General features: G+C 44.2%; 10 protein-coding genes. 7 read left to right on the plus strand and 3 right to left on the minus strand.

Translation table 11 applies throughout. The features are described from left to right. The 3 genes from QZZ41_RS14205 to QZZ41_RS14215 all read right to left on the minus strand — a co-directional run. Nucleotides 1–858: FAD-binding protein (locus QZZ41_RS14205; RefSeq protein WP_295073571.1), on the minus strand; the 858-nt coding region annotated here is incomplete at its 3' end. A gap of 454 nt (nucleotides 859–1,312) precedes the next feature. Continuing rightward, nucleotides 1,313–2,239, minus strand: a complete 927-nt coding sequence (locus tag QZZ41_RS14210) for a magnesium transporter CorA family protein (protein WP_295073574.1) — start codon at nucleotides 2,237–2,239, stop codon at nucleotides 1,313–1,315. Between the two features lie 275 nt (nucleotides 2,240–2,514). Next, complete coding sequence (locus QZZ41_RS14215; protein WP_295073577.1) at nucleotides 2,515–12,216, minus strand: SpaA isopeptide-forming pilin-related protein; 9,702 nt, start codon at nucleotides 12,214–12,216, stop codon at nucleotides 2,515–2,517. A gap of 525 nt (nucleotides 12,217–12,741) precedes the next feature. On the opposite strand from QZZ41_RS14215, the gene QZZ41_RS14220 reads away from it, so the two are divergent. From QZZ41_RS14220 to QZZ41_RS14250, 7 genes are all read left to right on the plus strand, one after another. Next, nucleotides 12,742–13,929 (plus strand): ECF transporter S component, encoded by a 1,188-nt coding sequence (locus QZZ41_RS14220; protein ID WP_295073580.1) that lies wholly within the window; start codon nucleotides 12,742–12,744, stop codon nucleotides 13,927–13,929. Between the two features lie 499 nt (nucleotides 13,930–14,428). Then, nucleotides 14,429–15,319 (plus strand): ACP S-malonyltransferase, encoded by an 891-nt coding sequence (locus QZZ41_RS14225; RefSeq protein WP_295073583.1) that lies wholly within the window; start codon nucleotides 14,429–14,431, stop codon nucleotides 15,317–15,319. Nucleotides 15,320–15,371: 52 nt separating this feature from the next. Further along, the gene (locus tag QZZ41_RS14230) at nucleotides 15,372–15,674 is read left to right on the plus strand and encodes an acyl carrier protein (RefSeq protein WP_019678946.1); all 303 of its coding nucleotides are present in this window, start codon (nucleotides 15,372–15,374) and stop codon (nucleotides 15,672–15,674) included. 9 nt (nucleotides 15,675–15,683) lie between these two features. Beyond that, nucleotides 15,684–16,400 (plus strand): enoyl-CoA hydratase/isomerase family protein, encoded by a 717-nt coding sequence (locus QZZ41_RS14235; protein WP_295073587.1) that lies wholly within the window; start codon nucleotides 15,684–15,686, stop codon nucleotides 16,398–16,400. Continuing rightward, a complete protein-coding gene (locus QZZ41_RS14240) occupies nucleotides 16,400–16,810 on the plus strand; it encodes a thioesterase family protein (protein ID WP_074718889.1) in 411 nt (136 codons plus the stop codon). Before QZZ41_RS14235 ends, QZZ41_RS14240 begins: the two co-directional genes overlap by 1 nt. Then, nucleotides 16,797–17,237, plus strand: coding sequence for a hypothetical protein (locus QZZ41_RS14245; RefSeq protein WP_295073592.1), 441 nt, complete (start codon nucleotides 16,797–16,799; stop codon nucleotides 17,235–17,237). Before QZZ41_RS14240 ends, QZZ41_RS14245 begins: the two co-directional genes overlap by 14 nt. Further along, nucleotides 17,230–17,934, plus strand: a complete 705-nt coding sequence (locus QZZ41_RS14250; protein WP_295073595.1) for an enoyl-CoA hydratase/isomerase family protein — start codon at nucleotides 17,230–17,232, stop codon at nucleotides 17,932–17,934. Before QZZ41_RS14245 ends, QZZ41_RS14250 begins: the two co-directional genes overlap by 8 nt. Nucleotides 17,935–17,936 lie beyond the last annotated feature (2 nt).

Here is a 17,936-nt window from a genome sequence, read left to right on the forward strand (position 1 = left end):
TGACTCAAGTATGATAGCGTGGGAAACTACGTCTCTGGGAGCAAGCTCCAGACGCTCATCATAGTTGTGCATGAAGCGCTCCTTGTGGCAGTTCAGCAGGTAAGCGCCCTCGCCGCGTACTGCCTCGGAAATAAGGAAGCACTCTCTTGTAGCGCGGTTGTTGAAGGCTGTGGGGTGGAACTGAACATAGCTCAGGTTCTTTATCTTTGCACCCATTTCATAGGCAAAGGTTATGCCGTCGCCTGTTGCTATGGCGGAGTTTGTGGTGAACTGGTATACACGTCCGATACCGCCTGTTGCCATTATCATGAAGTGGCAGTTGCAGGTCTCGTAGGAGTCGTCAGCAAGCTTGAGCAGTGCGGAGTAGCCTGTCTTTGTCTGCTTAACGCTGCACATCATAGTGTTCTCCATTATGGTGACGTTGCTGAGCTGCTGAACGTTCTCCAGAAGTGTGGAGGTTATCTCCTTGCCCGTAGCGTCTGCATGGTGGAAGATACGGTGGTGGCTGTGACCGCCCTCAAGAGTGCGGTGGTAGGTACCGTCGGGATTCTTGTCAAACTCCACGCCCAGCTTGATTATATGCTCGATATCCTGTGCAGCCTCGCTTACGAGGGTATGAACAGCTTCCACATTGTTCTTGAAGCTGCCTGCAATGAGAGTATCGTTCTGATGGTACTGGATATTGTCGCCAGGTGAGTTATAAACTCCTGCGATGCCGCCCTGTGCGAGGGAGGAATTGCAAAGCGGCAGGTCGCGCTTGCACAGAATGAGTATATTGAGCTCACTGGGGAGATTTATAGCCGCGTAAAGTCCTGCTGCTCCGCAGCCTGCTATAATAACATCATAATTTTTTGACATAAACAAAGTCCGTCCTTTACAGAAAAATCTATACATAGTTATTATAGCACATTTATTGCCGCTTGTCACTAAAAATAAAAAAATAATCCCTGCCAATATAAGCAGGGAAAGATTTATGAGTATTTTTCTTCTATAATATCTTTAAGCTAAACAATTTTATCAGATGCTGTGCATTTCGCGCTCCCGCATTCATGTATCTCTCCGAAAACTGCAATATAAAAACCAAGAGCACGTTGCAAATGTATTCTGATCCGGCTTTTAGGCAAATCAGGAACTCTCTCTGCAGACATCTCCTGAACTCTCTCAAGATTTACCTTGATCCTATTACTACTTCATCATCACAGGCATTTTTTCTGTATATATGATTGTCCTCTGAAACCCTCTTTTTTGTCTTCAGAGTCAAAATTGGCGATCAAACTATGCTTTATTTCTGCCATTTCCCTCTCCGTCAGGTTTATTTCTTCTTCCATTTAAGCAGCGCAAACGCTGTAACTATCGTAAGGAAACCTGTAAGTGCAAGCGCGACCCAGGTATAGTTGAACGGTATATCTCCCGTATTGATACCGTAAAACGCAAACATGATGTTCGGTATCTGAAGTACGATAGTGACGATAGTAAGTCTCCACATCACAAGGTTCAGATTATTCGAGATTATCGACGAGAAGCCGTCCATCATACTGGACAGAATGCCTGTGTATATACTTGACATCTCGATCGCCTGCTTCATCTCGATAAGAACGTCCTCAAGAAGGTCCTGATCCTCATCGTAGAGCTTTATTACTCTGCCTCGAAATATCTTCTCGATAGTCGCTTCATTTGCTTTCAGTGAAGTGGAAAAGTATACCAGTGACTTTTCAAGAGCCAGCAGCTGCATGAGAAGCTCGTTCTTCATAGCGTCATGGAGCTCCTGCTCAGCAGCAGATGATATCTTATCTATCTGTTTCAGGTAGGTAAGAAAGAGTGCTGCGATCCTGAGAAGAAGCTGGAGCACAAATCTTGTCTTGAAATCAGGTCTGAGATTGCGTATGCCGCCTCGTGCGGCTTCGTTGAGTATCTGTGTTTCTCTGATAGAGATAGTGAAAACGTATTCGTCCGTAACGATGATGCCCATAGGAAGAGTATAGAAGTTCTTGGTCTTGTCGTCGCCAATTGCAGATACAGGAGTATCTATAATAACGAGAGTCTGGTCGTCCTCGCGCTCGATACGTGATGACTCCTCCTCATCTATTGCGGACTTAACAAATCCGCTGTCAAGACCATAATCCTCTATAAGCTCCCTTACCTCCTGGGGAGTCGGGTCTACCACCGATACCCAGCAGCCTGCTATCGGAGCATCGCACTGTTTCAGGATACCGTTTTCATAGCAGTAAAAGTTTATCATATCATTTCGGCTGTTCCATAGCGGAAAAGCCTTGCTCCTTTCGCCGAGATTAACTTCGGCAAAAGGACGAGAGCATTATTATCGTCTGCCGAAGCATGGAATATTATTCAAATTCCCATAAGGGTCAGAACTCATAATGCACCTCCATAATCAAGATATAAGATTATTATACCAAATTTCAACATCAATTACAAGTCTTTTTTTCAAAAAAAGAGCTGTCAGACAATTGTCCGACAGCTCTTTGTGCTTCGATCACTTATTCATCTTTGAAAGCCTTACTGATCGTCGTTCTTCTTTCTTGAACGAGCTGCGAAAGCGCAAACTGCTGCAATACCAAGTACTGCTAATGCTGCTCCTGCTCCCTCAACACCTGTCTTAGGTGCATCAGTTGTCTTCTTAGTTGTTGTGCTCTTAGCCTTTGTAGTTGTTTTTGCTGTTGTCTTACCAGTTACAGCAGCAGTTGTAGTTGTAGTAGTTGTTGTCTCTTCTGCTGTAGTGGTAGTAACATCTGTTGTAGTAGTCTCAGATGTTGTAGTTGTGGAAGTGGTCGATGTAGTAGTTGTTGTTGTTGTGGAAGTTGAAGTTACTGAGAACTCGATACCTCCCTGTGTAACGCTGGTAGTATTTGAAACCTCCTGTCCCATTACATCGGTCACGTTTGTGGTTGTAGTTGTTGTGCTTGTAGTAGTTGTAGTTGTCGTTGTTGTAGTAGTTGTTACTATCTTCTTGTCGATCATTACAACTGTATCGGAATCTGTCTCAACTCCGTCAACAGATACAAGCTTACCGTCAGTAACTGTGAACTTCATATCTGTTGCTACTTCGTAGCCTGTAGGAGCAGCTACTTCGTGAAGGATATACTGACCGTCCTCAAGAGTTACCTTTGTTGCTGTCTGTCCTGAGATCCAAACCAGTGAATCACCGTGAGACTTTTCAACCTTAGCACCCTGTCCGGCTGTAATAACGCCTTCATCGAATTCTACCTTATGACCGTCCTTGTCAACACCTGTAAGTGTAAGCTCGGCACCTTCGACTTCTTCACCAAGGATATCCTGCTTGTCGATCTTTACAACAGCTGTTGTTATAACTGTTGTAGTTGTCGATGTAGTAGTTGATGTTGTTGTCGTAGTTGTCTTGCTTGTTGTAGATGTTGTAGTTGTAGTCGTGGTAGTCGTTGTTGTGGTGGTAGTCGTTGTTGTAGTTGTTGTGGTCGTTGTTGTTGAGGTCGTAGTAGTTGTTGTTACTATTCTCTCATCGACCATTTCAACTGTATCTGCCGACTTACCGCCCTTTACTATCTTGCCGTTCTCTACTGTGAACTCGATCTTTGTTGCTACTTCATATCCCTTCGGAGCTGCAAGCTCTTCAAGTGTATATGTTCCGTCCTCTACGTATACAACTGTTGTCTCTGTACCTGACAGCCATACCATTGCATTGCCTACGCCGTTGAGCACTTCTGCTCCTGCGCCTGCCTTGATCTGTCCGTCCTTGAAAGATACTGTCTTTCCGCCTGATGTCTTTCCTGTAAGTGTCAGTTTAGCTCCGACTACTTCTGTGCCGCCAAGGTCTACCTTATTGATGTTTACCTTTGCAAGCGTTGTAGTTGTTGTTGTAGTCGTTGTGCTTGTAGTAGTTGTTGTCGTCTTCGACGTTGTGGTTGTTGTGCTTGTCGAAGTCGTTGTGGTTGTAGTAGTTGTGGTAGTTGTTGTAGTAGTTGTTGTCGATGTTGTTGTGGTAGTTGTTGTTGTCGTAGTTGATGTTGTCGTAGTTGATGTTGTCGTAGTTGATGTTGTCGTAGTTGTAGATGTTGTTGTAGTTGAGGTTGTTGTAGTTGAGGTTGTTGTAGATGTAGTAGTTGTAGTGGTAGTCGTTGTTGTAGTTGTAGTTGTTGTGGTCGTTGTTGTTGAGGTCGTAGTAGTTGTTGTTACTATTCTCTCATCGATCATTTCAACTGTATCAGCTGACTTGCCGCCCTTTACTATCTTTCCGTTCTCAACTGTGAACTCGATCTTTGTTGCTACTTCATATCCCTTTGGTGCTGCAAGCTCTTCAAGGGTATATGTTCCGTCCTCTACGTATACAACTGTTGTCTCTGTACCTGACAGCCATACCATTGCATTGCCTACGCCGTTGAGCACTTCTGCTCCTGCGCCTGCCTTGATTTGTCCGTCCTTGAAAGATACTGTCTTTCCGCCTGATGTCTTTCCTGTAAGTGTCAGTTTAGCTCCGACTACCTCTGTGCCGCCAAGGTCTACCTTATTGATATTTACCTTTGCAAGCGTTGTCGTAGTTGTAGTAGTCGTTGTGCTTGTAGTTGTTGTCGTCTTCGACGTTGTGGTTGTTGTGCTTGTCGAAGTCGTTGTAGTTGTAGTAGTTGTTGTGGTAGTAGTTGTTGTTGTGGTAGTTGTTGTGGTAGTTGTTGTTGTCGTAGTTGATGTTGTCGTAGTTGATGTTGTCGTAGTTGAGGTTGTAGTAGTTGTAGATGTCGTTGTAGTTGAGGTGGTTGTTGATGTAGTAGTTGTGGTTGAAGTTGTGGTTGAAGTTGTAGTTGTAGTTGTTGTGGTCGTTGTTGTTGTAGTTGTTACTATTCTCTCATCGATCATTTCAACTGTATCAGCTGACTTACCGCCCTTTACTATCTTTCCGTTCTCAACTGTGAACTCGATCTTTGTTGCTACTTCATATCCCTTTGGTGCTGCAAGCTCTTCAATGGTATATGTTCCATCCTCTACGTATACAACTGTTGTCTCTGTACCTGACAGCCATACGATCGCATTGCCTACGCCGTTGAGCACTTCTGCTCCTGCGCCTGCCTTGATCTGACCGTCCTTGAAGGATACTTTCTTTCCTCCTGATGTCTTTCCTGTAAGCGTCAGTTTAGCTCCGACTACTTCTGTGCCGCCAAGGTCTACCTTGTTGATATTTACCTTTGCAAGCGTTGTAGTTGTTGTAGTAGTCGTTGTGCTTGTAGTTGTTGTTGTCGTCTTCGACGTTGTGGTTGTTGTGCTTGTCGAAGTCGTTGTGGTTGTAGTAGTTGTGGTAGTTGTAGTTGTAGTTGTTGTTGTGGTGGTTGTTGTGGTGGTTGTGGTGGTAGTTGTTGTGGTAGTTGTTGTGGTAGTTGTTGTGGTAGTTGTTGTGGTAGTTGTTGTTGTAGTTGATGTTGTTGTCTTGCTTGTAGTAGTAGATGTAGAAGTTGTAGTCGTTGTGGTCTTGCCTGTAGTTGTTGATGTTGAAGTACTTGTTGTTGCCTCAGCATCGCAAACTTCAATATGATTACCGCTCTTGTCTACTATGTAATAGCCTTCCTCAGATGTCTTGTCAGGTGTCTCCTTGAGAGCTTCACCCTTTGCATCAACTATCTTGCTGTCCTTGATAGTGAAGTTGAGTACGGAAGTAATGATATCATAAACCTTTCCGCCGTCCTCGAACTTGTCACCTGTTTCCTTCAGTGAGTAGTTACCGTCCTTGAGTGCTTTTACGAGCTTTGCAGAGTCGCCTGACACCCACTGGATACCGATGACCTTACCGTCACTGTTCTCGACCTTTACGAAATCGCTGTCATTCTTGTTTGCTTCAAGAATTGTCTTCCAGTCGATGTCGGAGTTTGTGAGCTCAAGCTGAGCACCCTTGATCTCCTTCTCGCCTGTGATATCGCTCTTGCCGATCGTAAACTCGTTAGGAGCGTCCTCAATAATGATAGTTGTCTTGTCCTCGGACATAGAAGTCTTGCCTGTTGTGGAAGCTTCTACGTTCTTGACCTTACCGTTTTCAAGTGTGAATGTGAACTTTGAAACTACATCGTAACCGTCAGGTGAAGCAGTTTCAACAAGTGAATACTTACCGTCCTTCAGGAACTCGAAGTTTGCGGAATTGCCGTCGAATTCAGTCTCCTTGACATCTTCGAGAGCCTTGCCGCCGTTGATCTTAACGCCCTTCAGTGACTGACCGTCCTCAGAGATGAGCTTGAACTTAGCCTTGCCTGCCTCTTCGGGGATCTCTTCACCGCCCAGTGCCTTCTTGTCGATTGTTATTGTTGACTTTGTGTCGAATACTTCAAGAACCTTGCCGTCCTTTGAAACCTTTGCATCGCCGTCTGTCTCAACGTCAACATTCTTTACGATACCGTTCTCGATATCGAATGTGAACTTTGTTACTGTTGTGAAGCCGTCAGGTGCTGCTGTTTCTTCAAGGCTGTACTTACCGTCCTTGAGTCCTGTGAACTTTGTACCGTTGCCTGTGAACTCTGTTGACTTGACTTCGCCGAGTGCCTTACCGTCATTGATAGTCACACCCTTGAGTGTCTTGCCCTCGTCCTCTGCTGTGAGTACAAATGTTGCTCCGCCTGCCTCAGCTGGAATCTCTTCTCCGCCGAGTGCTTTCTTGTCGATTGTTATTGTTGACTTAGTGTCGAATACTTCAAGAACCTTGCCGTCCTTTGAGATCTTTGCGTCACCGTCTGTCTCAACATCAACGTTCTTTACGATACCGTTTTCGATATCGAATGTGAACTTTGTTACTGTTGTGAAGCCGTCTGGTGCTGCTGTTTCTTCAAGGCTGTACTTACCGTCCTTGAGTCCTGTGAACTTTGTACCGTTGCCTGTGAACTCTGTTGACTTTACATTACCAAGTGCGTCACCGTCATTGATAGTTACGCCCTCGAGTGTCTTGCCCTCGTCCTCTGCTGTGAGTACAAATGTTGCACCGCCTGCCTCAGCCGGAATTTCTTCTCCGCCGAGAGCCTTCTTGTCGATTGTTATTGTTGATGACTTACTGTCAAATACTTCAAGGACCTTGCCGTCCTTTGATATCTTTGCATCGCCGTCTGTCTCAACGTCAACATTCTTTACGATACCGTTTTCAATATCGAATGTAAACTTTGTTACTGTTGCATAGCCGGTAGGTGCTGCTGTTTCTTCAAGGCTGTACTTACCGTCCTTGAGTCCTGTGAACTTTGTACCGTTGCCTGTGAACTCTGTTGACTTAACTTCACCAAGAGCCTTACCATCATTAATGGTTACGCCCTCGAGTGTCTTGCCCTCGTCCTCTGCTGTGAGTACAAATGTTGCACCGCCTGCCTCAGCAGGAATTTCTTCTCCGCCGAGTTCCTTCTTGTCGATCGAGATGACTGACTTTGTATCGAATACTTCGAGAACTGTTCCGTCCTCGGAAACCTTTGCATCTCCGTCAGTTTTTACCTTTACGTTTGTAACTGTGCCGTCAACGATGTCAAATGTAAATGTTGTGATAGTTGTGTAGCCGTCAGGAGCTGCTGTCTCTTCAAGGCTGTATGTACCGTCAGGGAGATATTCGAGCTCAGCTGCATTGCCGTCGAACTCAACTTCCTTAACGCCCTTGCCGAGTGCCTCGCCGCCGTCTACCTTTACACCTTCGAGAGTCTGATCTCCCTCAGCTGTAAGCTTGAACTTAGCTTTGCCTGCACTTTCAGGAATAGGCTCGCCGCCTACTTCCTTCTTGTCTATCTTGATGATAGGAGCGTCCTCGACTACGATCTTCTTACCGTCAGGAGAAACTGTAGTTCTGCCTGTTGTAACTGCATCGCTCTTTGTAACGATACCGTTCTCAACTGTGAATGTGAAATCAGTTATTACTGAATATCCTGTAGGAGCTGTATCCTCTCTGAGAGTATACTGACCGTCCTTGAGGAATTCAAATTCTGCTGCATTGCCGTCGAATTCTACAGAAACTGTATCGTCTTCAACAGCCTTGCCGTTTACCTTAACGCCCTGGAGACTTGCGCCCTCATCGTTTGCGATAAGTGTGAACTTAGCCTTGCCTGCACTCTCGGGGATAGGAGTTCCGCCAAGTGCCTGCTTGTCTATTTTAATAGTAGACTTTGTATCAAATACTTCAATTGTCTTTCCGTCATCTGATACCTTCTTGTCACCGTCTGTTACGACTGATGTGTTCTTTACAACACCGTCTTCTATTTCAAATGTGAATGTTGTGATTGTTGTGTAGCCATCAGGAGCTGCTGTCTCTTCAAGGCTGTACTTTCCGTCAGGGAGATATTCGAGCTCAGCAACGTTTCCGTCGAACTCTACTTCCTTAACGTCCTTGCCGAGTGCCTCGCCGCCGTCTACCTTTACACCTTCGAGAGTCTGATCTCCCTCAGCTGTAAGCTTGAACTTAGCCTTGCCTGACTCCTCGGGGATAGGCTCACCGCCTACTTCCTTCTTGTCTATCTTGATGATAGGAGCATCTTCAACAACTATCTCACCGTTTTCGCCGATGTATGACTTTCCGTTAGTAGTTGTCTCTACCTTTGATACCTTACCCTTTTCATCAACTGTGAAATTGAACTTTGTTACTACTGAGTAGCCTGTAGGAGCTGTATCCTCTACGAGAGTATAGCTGCCTGCTGCAAGATATTCAAAGTCAACTGCGTTGCCCTTGAACTTTGTCTCGTTTGTATCCTCTGTTACCTCAGTGCCGTTGATCTTAACGCCCTTGAGGCTTGCACCCTCATCGTTTGCGATAAGTGTGAACTCTGCCTTGCCTGCACTCTCAGGGATAGGCTTTGCACCGAGAGCTTCCTTGCTGAGCTTTACGATAGGAGCATCTTCAACTACGATGTTGCCCTTTTCGTCCTTGTAGGATCTGCCGTTTGTAGCACTCTCTACGCTTTCAACATTGCCGCCCTTGACAGTGAACTTGAACTCTGATACTACAGAGTAGCCTGCGGGAGCTGTATCCTCAACGAGGATATATTCGCCGTCTTTAAGTCCCGTGAATGTAGATGTAAGACCGCTGAACTTGTACTCCTTGACATCGCCTAGCTCTTCGCCGCCGTTGATGCTTACACCCTTGAGTGTTGCATCGCTGCCTGATGCCTTGATAGTGAACTCAACTTCACCCTCAGCAATATAATCGCCGCCAAGTGCCTTCTTGTCAAGTGTGATAGTACCCTTCTTTGTGTTGAGGAGATACTCGCTTGCACCGTCGCCTGCGATGATACCGTCCTTGATGATTATTGTCTTAGGCTCAGCAGCCTCATAACCCTCAGGAGCTTTCTCTTCTTCAAGGAGGTACTCACCGTCCATAAGACCAACGAATACCTTTGGATTTTCACGCTTTGAATTCCACTTTGCTGACTCGCCGACCTTGATGTTCTTTGCGCCTACGATATCCTGTACTGCCTTATCAGAAGCCTTTACGAATGTGAGCTTCATATCAGCACCCTTGCCTGCTGCGTCAGGTGTTGTATTTCCTACTGAATCGTAGTACTTGTATATGCTTATTTCGGAAATACTGTCTGTGATAACGATCTCATCGCCGTTCTTAACAGTAAAACCTGTTGTGTCTGCACTCTTTAATGTAACTTCGCCGTTATTGATCTCGAATGTGAATGCTGACTCGACCTTGGCAAAACCATTGGGGGCTGCTGTCTCCTTGAGGACGTACTCGCCGTCATCAAGGCTGGCAATATTAACAGTGCCGCCCTTGAAGGAAATGGTCTTATTGTCAGTGGAAAGGATAGCTGTGCTGTCCTTGAGATCTTCCTTATTGTCAGAGCTCTTTGGCTTTAACAATACTCCATAGTTATCAATTTTTTTATTGCCCTTTGAGCAGTGGATAACACATTCTGTTCCATCGTCCAGCTTAACGGTATAATCACCTTCGTACATACCTGTTATGATAAGCTGATCTGTTGCACTGCCCTCATATAAATATGTGTTCTGCTTGCTGCCTGTATTAACAGCCTTGCCGTTAATACGTATATGATTCATTGTCTTTCCGCGGACTGTGAATGACTGTGTACCGTTGAGCTGTATCTCAACGCCCTTGTCATTATAATCATCGCCGTCTGAATCGGCTGCTTCACTAACTTCACCTATTATGTCATAGGATTCATCTTCATCAAGTGCGATAGAAACGTTTCCGAGAGAACCATTATCTGTTCTCGAAAGCTCGAACTCAGCACCTTCAACTATGTTGCCGCCAATATCAGCCTTACTTATTTTTATAGTCTGGATATTGTCGTAAAGTGTTACTGTATCCTGTGAGGCTCCTGTGTCCTTGCCGCTTGTCATTGCAAGTCTTCCGTTTGTATCCTTTGAGATAACGAAAGTCTTTGAAGAAGCTGAAAGGTAACCTGTAGGAGCTGAAAGCTCTTCGATAGTGTAAGTACCGGCAGGGAGACCAGTGAATGCTACATTTGAACCTGTTGTAGTGAATTCGTATGCAGCATTCTTGTCTGATGCGGTATTCTCTATTGCGTTTGAAGCAAGCTTGTATGCAGCGAGCTTTGAATCAACACTTTCGAGCTGTATACCGTGTCCGTTATCTGTAAAGTACTGTACGTCCTTTGCAGTTACAGCAGACATATCTATCGGCTGATCGTATTCATCAACACCCGTGAGTCTGAGGAGAGCTCCCGAAACAGGTGAATCTACGCTGCCAGAAACAGTTCTTGCCTTACGGATAAATGCTGTATAAACTTCATCAACAGCTGTTATTGAAGCTGTTTCAGAGCCTGACTTATCCTTTGCGATAACTCCTGTAGTATTATCGGAAGTTACCTTGCCGTCGCTTACAGTGATAACTGTAGACTTTATTGGCTGACATCCCTCGGGAGCATTTTCCTCGCTGAGGATATACTTGCCGTCAGGGAGTCCCTTTAAAGTGAGATCGGTATCAACTGTTGTCCACTTGATAACAGAACCGCTGATAACGGGCTTGCCCTCTTCAACGCTCTTGCTGTCAAGATTTGATGTTACGCCGCTGAGTGTCTCACCCTCCTGCTCCGGAGCATCAAGTGTGAGAACCATATGCGCACCGCTGATCTTTTCGCCTGCGTTCTTTACGCTGTAGCCGTCAGCAGTTGTATCTGTGATCTCGGTAGTATCCTTGACCTTTGAGAAGGTAACGTCTGAGACCTTCTTTTTCACAGGTCTTTCCTTTGAGAATGAGAAGTAAGGATAGAAATGAGCTTCAGCCTTTGTGTACTCAATGCTCTTAGCGATTATGCTTCCCTCATTGTTACCGCCGTCGTTGGTGTATGAAGCCTTCGGAGCAACGATATGACCGCCGCCGAATTTAAAGTTTACTTCTGTTGAATCAGGGAAATTCCATACGAAATTCATTCCTGCATCAAGGTTTATCTGACCGTTCTGAGTAGTCTCACTGTCACCGAGCGCATGGAAAGCAGTTGTGTTTTTTCCTGCCTCAACACCTGCGAACTCAACAAGCTTGAATCCGCCCTCACCGTTTCCGTCGAAAGCAAGATTTGCTTTTTCAACATCTTCAAGTGTGATAGTGTAACCGCCTGTAGCGATCTTCTGGATATCGCCTTTAAGACTGATAAGGTTTGCTGATTCAAAGATCTCCTTCGGGATAACGATATTTGAGGGCATAGTGTCGAAATCAATAGAGATGACTTTGATGTTATTGCCGAACCAAAGCTCTCTTTCCTCAATATCGCTTTCCGTTAACTTGTATGCATCGGAAGCAGTTTTCTTAGCCTCCGACCACTCGGATATCTTGGCGAATGCCTCGCCAAAATCAATGAAGTCGTTATCTATCTTCTGGAACTTTGAGCCTTCAAAGTCAAGATACGAAAGGTCTTCACTGTGCTGGTGGTAGTAAACCGGCTGTCCCTTATAGCGTTCTCTTATGTCTTCGCCATAAAGGAACGGGGCTTCACTCTGATAGTTTCCTGTCTTTTCGATATTGCCTATAAACGACGGTGATACAGCACCTTCACCGAAGTGATCTATTACTCCGGTACCGCCTATAGCGATCGAACCGACCGTATGATTGCCGATATTGGCATCATCCCTGACAAAGTATGCATATTCGCTGAGAATATCTTCAACGGCATAGTCTTTGCCATACTTCGGGTTCAGCGTTTCATCTTCGGCAGAAGCCGACGGAATGATTGACGGCAGGGCATAGGTGACCGCCAGAATTCCCGATGTAACGCCACTTAAAAATCTTTTCCCCAAAGATTTTTTCATGGTCATAACCAATCCTTTCTTTATGTTTTTTTACAATTCCCCGTAAAGGTACCCTTTTGCTTGTCCGCATTTTGATAGGATTACAGAATTTTGCACTTATATTATATCATAATGATATACTAATTGCAATATTTTAACACTAACTAAATTTCATAAATATTTTTAGAATAATTGTGCATTTTGTTCCTCGTCAACGTATCTTTTTAACATTCGGTAGCAAGTTTACCAAAATATCGTTGTTTTAAGTCAACTGCATCCGTGATAACAGTTGACCTTTGGTCAAAGATTTTTCATAAACTCACCTTTAAAATTATACTTTGAGTATTTTATTTTATTAGTTTAATTATAAAACCAGCATCACAAAAGGTTATATTTGTAACATATGTACTATTTTTGAACAAGCTGTTAACCTTTTTCTGTAGATTGAGCCCTTTACAAACTTTACAAAATGTGATATCATATATGTATTATATGCATTGTATTATATCCCTTCCGAGGGAGTAGTAACAAGGAGGAAAATTTAAAATGAAGGTTTTCAAATTTGACACCAAAAGAATAGTATTGCTTGGTTTGCTGACTGCGATCATAGCAATTTTTTCATTCACCCCCATCGGTTCTATACCTATAGGCCCGCTGGTAATCACACTTAACATAATCCCTATCGCTATCGCAGCTATCACAATGGGACCAATAGGCGGACTTATCATAGGAATAGTGTTCGGCTTGTTCAGTTTCCTGCAGTGCTTCGGCATAGGCGTTCCAAGTGCAATGGGTGCTGCTACACTCGAAATAAGCCCGACACTCACATTCATACAGCGTGTCGTTCCGAGAGCTCTGGACGGTCTGCTGGTCGGATTTATATTCTCCGCGCTTTCCAGGATAAAGTCCAAAAAAGCTATGTCCATAATTTCAGGTATCATTTCAGGTATCGTCCTTATCGGTCTTTTCCTGTCTGTGATGCTCCTCATCTGCCACGACAAGAACGGCAAATACAATATGTCGGAAGGTATGTATAACTTTATAACATCAGGTATCCCTGTGGCACTTACACTTATAGCTGTATTCGCAGTTGGTTTTGGTGTTATGTTCTGGTTCGTCAACAAGAAAAATATGTCAAATGTACAGCTGTCTTTCGGCATCTCGGGCTTCTCAGCTGCTATACTCAATACCATCTTCTTTATGGGAGCTCTGGTGCTTATATTCAACCATACAGCAGCAGGTCTTGACAACAAGTACACAATCACCGTAAAAAACGGTGTCATAGCCGAGATCACCAACAACAGCGGTGATCACGTTGATTTCGCATCAGACAGAGTTCACGCTCAGATAGGCAATGATATAATTCTTACTATCGGAACTCCTTCCGCGGCAGTCCCACTGCTGACAGATTCTGATGCAACAAAGTTCGTTTTCAGTTCAAAAAAACTGAAGGGTGCTACCTTCAACGGCAAAGAGATCAGCGAAAAAACGCTCAAATTCAAAGAGCCGAACGCTGACTTCAGAGACCTCAGCGACGGCGAATACACTCTCAAGGTATACAAGAAATTCAACTACGTTGACAAACTCAGAAGCGGAAAGAGCATTCTCCTCTTCATAATAACAGCTGTCGGTATCAACGCATTGTTTGAAATGGTCATCTCAACATTATTCACAACACTTATCTGCACAGCCCTTTTCAAGGCAAAGTTCATAAAAGCAACCGAACAACAATAAAACTTGCAAAAAGCCTTTTCCGAAACAGAAAAGGCTTTTATTTTTTCTAAGCATATAACCTGTATTTACTATTGCTGTAAAATGAAATAAGCATACACAGTTTTTTTCAAAAATTGCGGTCGCTTTAAGTGCATTAAAGTGTTATTTTGCACATTAATTTATGTATATATCATATATTGATTTTAATGATTGGCTCAACATTTTGTCTAAAAAGTCGTCGTTTTTTGGCTCAGCCAAAATGATATGCCATCTATCACCAATCAGGCTTGCGGCTTTATATAGCGTTAAATACTCCCATTAAAGGGTTTACGACGATATTTGGTTATTTTGTTTAAATATGTATAACAAAACGTATAATCGCACTAATTTATAAAATTTGGTTGAAAGACTGTGATTTTTTTAACGTTTTGCTCAAAAATTGCAAAATTAAGAGTTTATCTATTGACAGCACACTAAATAGGTGATAAGATGTAGATATAATATATAAGGAGAATGAATAATGTACAACAGAGCATTCCTGTTCAACGGCATCGGTTCAAAACCCGAAAAGCTTTTGGTCAATCTGCCGCCTGAACTCATGGACAAGTACGAATTCTACCTTGAAACTGCATTCAACAGGCTCGGACTAAACAAAGATCTCGAAAAAAACAAAGCTTACGACGGAAGAGTCGCAGAGTGGTTGATATCTCTCATATGTGACAGAGTCGTTTATGAACACTACATAAGCAAAGACATAATACCTGATATAGGCGCAGGATACAGCTCGGGAATAGTGAGCATAAGCAGCTGCTTCGGAGCTGTGCCACATGAATTCGCACACGACATAATCATGATGAACCGCGCTACAATGCGCTGTCTTGAGGAGCACGACGAAAAGCTCGATATGGGTATCGTCATCGGTTTCTCCTATAACGACATCGAAGAGATGTTCGCAGGCAAATTCTCACCCGATGAGATCATAATCGGAAGCGGAAATTCAAAGTTCCACGTTATGGTCAGCGGACGTGCAGATGCAGTCGAAAAAGCACTTCTTCTTTGCCAGAACGAGGGTGCTATCAAGGCTTTCAGCTTTGGTACGGGCGTTGCCTACCACCACCCGATAATGAAAAAATATTCTAAGGAGTACGTTGATTTTTGTGCTTCTACGGAATATAAAGACCCTGTATATCCTATCCTTTCCATATTTAACAGAGAGGTTATGACTACAGGCAAGCAGGTCATGACGGAAAATCAGCTGAACGTGTATACCCCCATACGCTGGGATCTTGCACTTAATAAGCTTGAGGAACTGGGCGTGACTGAATTTTTTGACGTAAGTGCGAACGGCGCAGTAAGCAAGTTCTCACGTGTAAGTAGGAAATGTAAAATTTACACTCTTGAAGATGTGTAATTTTTCCATATCCCTTGCAAAAGGGGAATAAATTTATTGGAGGTTTAAAAAAATGAGAGAGATCACAGAAGAAATCAGACAGGAGATCAAGGACATGATCTTCGACTACTACGCAGAGGAATGTGAAGTAGAGAAAGACGAGATCACTATGGATACAAATCCACAGGAAGATCTTGGCAGCGATTCCCTTATGTTCGTTGAACTTATCGAAATGACTGCCGACAAGTACGACCTTGACATCAAGCTCCAGAGCATCGGCAAGTATATGCTCAAGGCTCCTATGGATACAATGAGCGATGTTGTAGAGATGTTCTGCAAGATCTATCAGTACGGAAACGACATCGTTAATCAGTGAGAGGTCTGAATGTTAAGGACAAATTTATCAGAGCTGTATGCCGAAGATAATATTGCTGTACTTACAATTGACAACGGGCCGAAAAATCTTCTGACTGAGCCCGAATTCGCAGACCGTAAGAAGCTCCTCGGCTGGCTGGACGAAAATCCACAGGTAGGGGCTCTTATTATAACCGGAAAAGGAAGACATTTCTCACACGGTGCAGATGTTTCCCTTTTCGGTACATCAGACAGCAGTGAATTATCGGCAAAGCTTGAAAACGCAAGAGAGCTTCTTCGTACTATCGAAAAGCTCCCTATCATCACTGCGGCTGCTATAAACGGCGGCTGCTTCGGCGGCGGACTTGAAATAGCCCTCAGCTGCCAGTTCAGGATAGCTTCACCATCGGCTTTCCTCGGTCTCCCCGAGATCATGCATGGTGTAGTTCCCGGAATGGGCGGCATGGAAAGACTTTACAGGCTCCTTGGCAAGGAAAAGGCTCTTCAGATGATACTCTGCGGAGAAATGATCGGTGCAAAGGAAGCACTTGATATGGGACTCGTTACAAAGCTCAGTGAGAACAGGAACTCATTCGACGAAACCAAAGCTTTCGTCAAAGAGCTTCTCAACGGAAAGTCTCTCACACAGATACACGCTATAATAGATACTATAAATCTCGCTTCAGATGGAGTTACAGACCCGTCCAAGGGCAAATTTGAAGCAGCTCTTGCGGAGGCTTCAAAGTAATGAAGAAAACTTCGTACCACCTTACGGTAAGGGGCTATGAGCTCGACTCATTCGGCCATGTAAACAATGCTGTATATCTACAGTATGCAGAGACTGCTCTGTGGAACTTCTACCACGTCAGCGGTATACTCGGTGTGCTTGAGGAAGAAGGTCTCTTCCCCGTTATCATGGAAAGCAGCCAGAGATATATGCATGAACTTCACCTGCTCGACGAAGTAAGGATAGACACGGAAGTCACCTGCACAGGCGGCATAGTCAGCTACAAGCACAAAATAATAAACGAGACTACTGGTCTTGTGTCATGCAAGGTCACAGGCAAGCTCGTTTATGTAAACAAGGAACGCATAATATGCGATATCCCCGAGGCTTTAAGAATTTGCATAGAGGGCGGAAATAATGACAGTAAATAAAAACGGATACGCTGTTAAGGTCACTGACATCTCATCACTGTATGAGCTTGTTGGTTCGGCTGAACAGCTCAGCAATGCTTGTCTCGTCATCGTTTATCCTCAGAGCAGCACTGTTGCGGGCGATTCAGAGGAAGAGATCTCTGCTGTAAGAGAGTTCCTCAGAAACGCTGTTTTTATCACAGCAGCAGCTTTTGATGACGATGCAGATGAAAATCTTGCTCACGAATTCGATCTCAGACTGAAAAGCAGTGAGGTCGATGAATACGTGGAAAAGCTTTTCAAGGACAAGACAGAAAAACAGATAAAGGAGATAAACGCCTGCTTCACAGCATCGCGTACAGCTCCTGCGGAAAAGGTGCTCGAGATTGAATCGAAAGCATTCTACCGCCTTATGGCAGACAAGAACGGAGGTAACTCCAATGAATGAAAATAACGGCATGATACTTGAAGAACAGGACGGTGTCCTCATTCTTTCAATGAATATGCCAGGCAATAATCTTATGACAGCTGACTTTTTCAGAGAGTATGAAGCCGCTATGGCTGATATCGAAGAAAAGGCTGCAAATGGCAATTACAAAGGACTAATTATCAAAGGAGCAGGCAGACATTTCAGCGTCGGTGCTGATGTAGATGCTCTGTCAGAACGCTCGGCAAACGAAATCTACGACGACTCTACAGGGATACTTCCCGAGGGTCATATCAGACAAAAACATTTCTTCACATTTCTTCGTAATCTCCCGTTCCCCGTCATTAGTGTGGTAACGGGTTTCTGTATCGGTTCAGGCAGTGAGATCGCTGTCAACAGCCACTATAGAATAATTGAAAAAAATGCAAGAGTAGGTCAGCCTGAATCCACTTTCGGAATTCTTCCTGCACTGGGCGGAGTTGCAAGAACTATCGAAATATGCGGTATACAGAATGCCTATGGTCTTGTAATGTCAGGTGAGCTCATCCCTGCCGAAGAAGCCTTCCAGCTTGGCTGGGCAGATATCTTCGCAGAGAAGAAACAGGGTATGGCAGAGGCATTGGCTCTTATCGCATACATCTCAGAAAAGTACGAAAAATTCGATCACGATAACTACAAAGCTTACATCACCTCTTACTTACTCAGCAAGGAGGCATAAGC

The sequence above is a fragment of the Ruminococcus sp. genome (genome assembly GCF_016283395.1).

Coding starts and splice junctions, on each gene's coding strand:
- QZZ41_RS14210 (WP_295073574.1), bottom strand. CDS start 2,239: ATGATAAACTTTTACTGCTATGAAAACGGTATCCTGAAACAGTGCGAT.
- QZZ41_RS14215 (WP_295073577.1), bottom strand. CDS start 12,216: ATGAAAAAATCTTTGGGGAAAAGATTTTTAAGTGGCGTTACATCGGGA.
- QZZ41_RS14220 (WP_295073580.1), top strand. CDS start 12,742: ATGAAGGTTTTCAAATTTGACACCAAAAGAATAGTATTGCTTGGTTTG.
- QZZ41_RS14225 (WP_295073583.1), top strand. CDS start 14,429: ATGTACAACAGAGCATTCCTGTTCAACGGCATCGGTTCAAAACCCGAA.
- QZZ41_RS14230 (WP_019678946.1), top strand. CDS start 15,372: ATGAGAGAGATCACAGAAGAAATCAGACAGGAGATCAAGGACATGATC.
- QZZ41_RS14235 (WP_295073587.1), top strand. CDS start 15,684: ATGTTAAGGACAAATTTATCAGAGCTGTATGCCGAAGATAATATTGCT.
- QZZ41_RS14240 (WP_074718889.1), top strand. CDS start 16,400: ATGAAGAAAACTTCGTACCACCTTACGGTAAGGGGCTATGAGCTCGAC.
- QZZ41_RS14245 (WP_295073592.1), top strand. CDS start 16,797: ATGACAGTAAATAAAAACGGATACGCTGTTAAGGTCACTGACATCTCA.
- QZZ41_RS14250 (WP_295073595.1), top strand. CDS start 17,230: ATGAATGAAAATAACGGCATGATACTTGAAGAACAGGACGGTGTCCTC.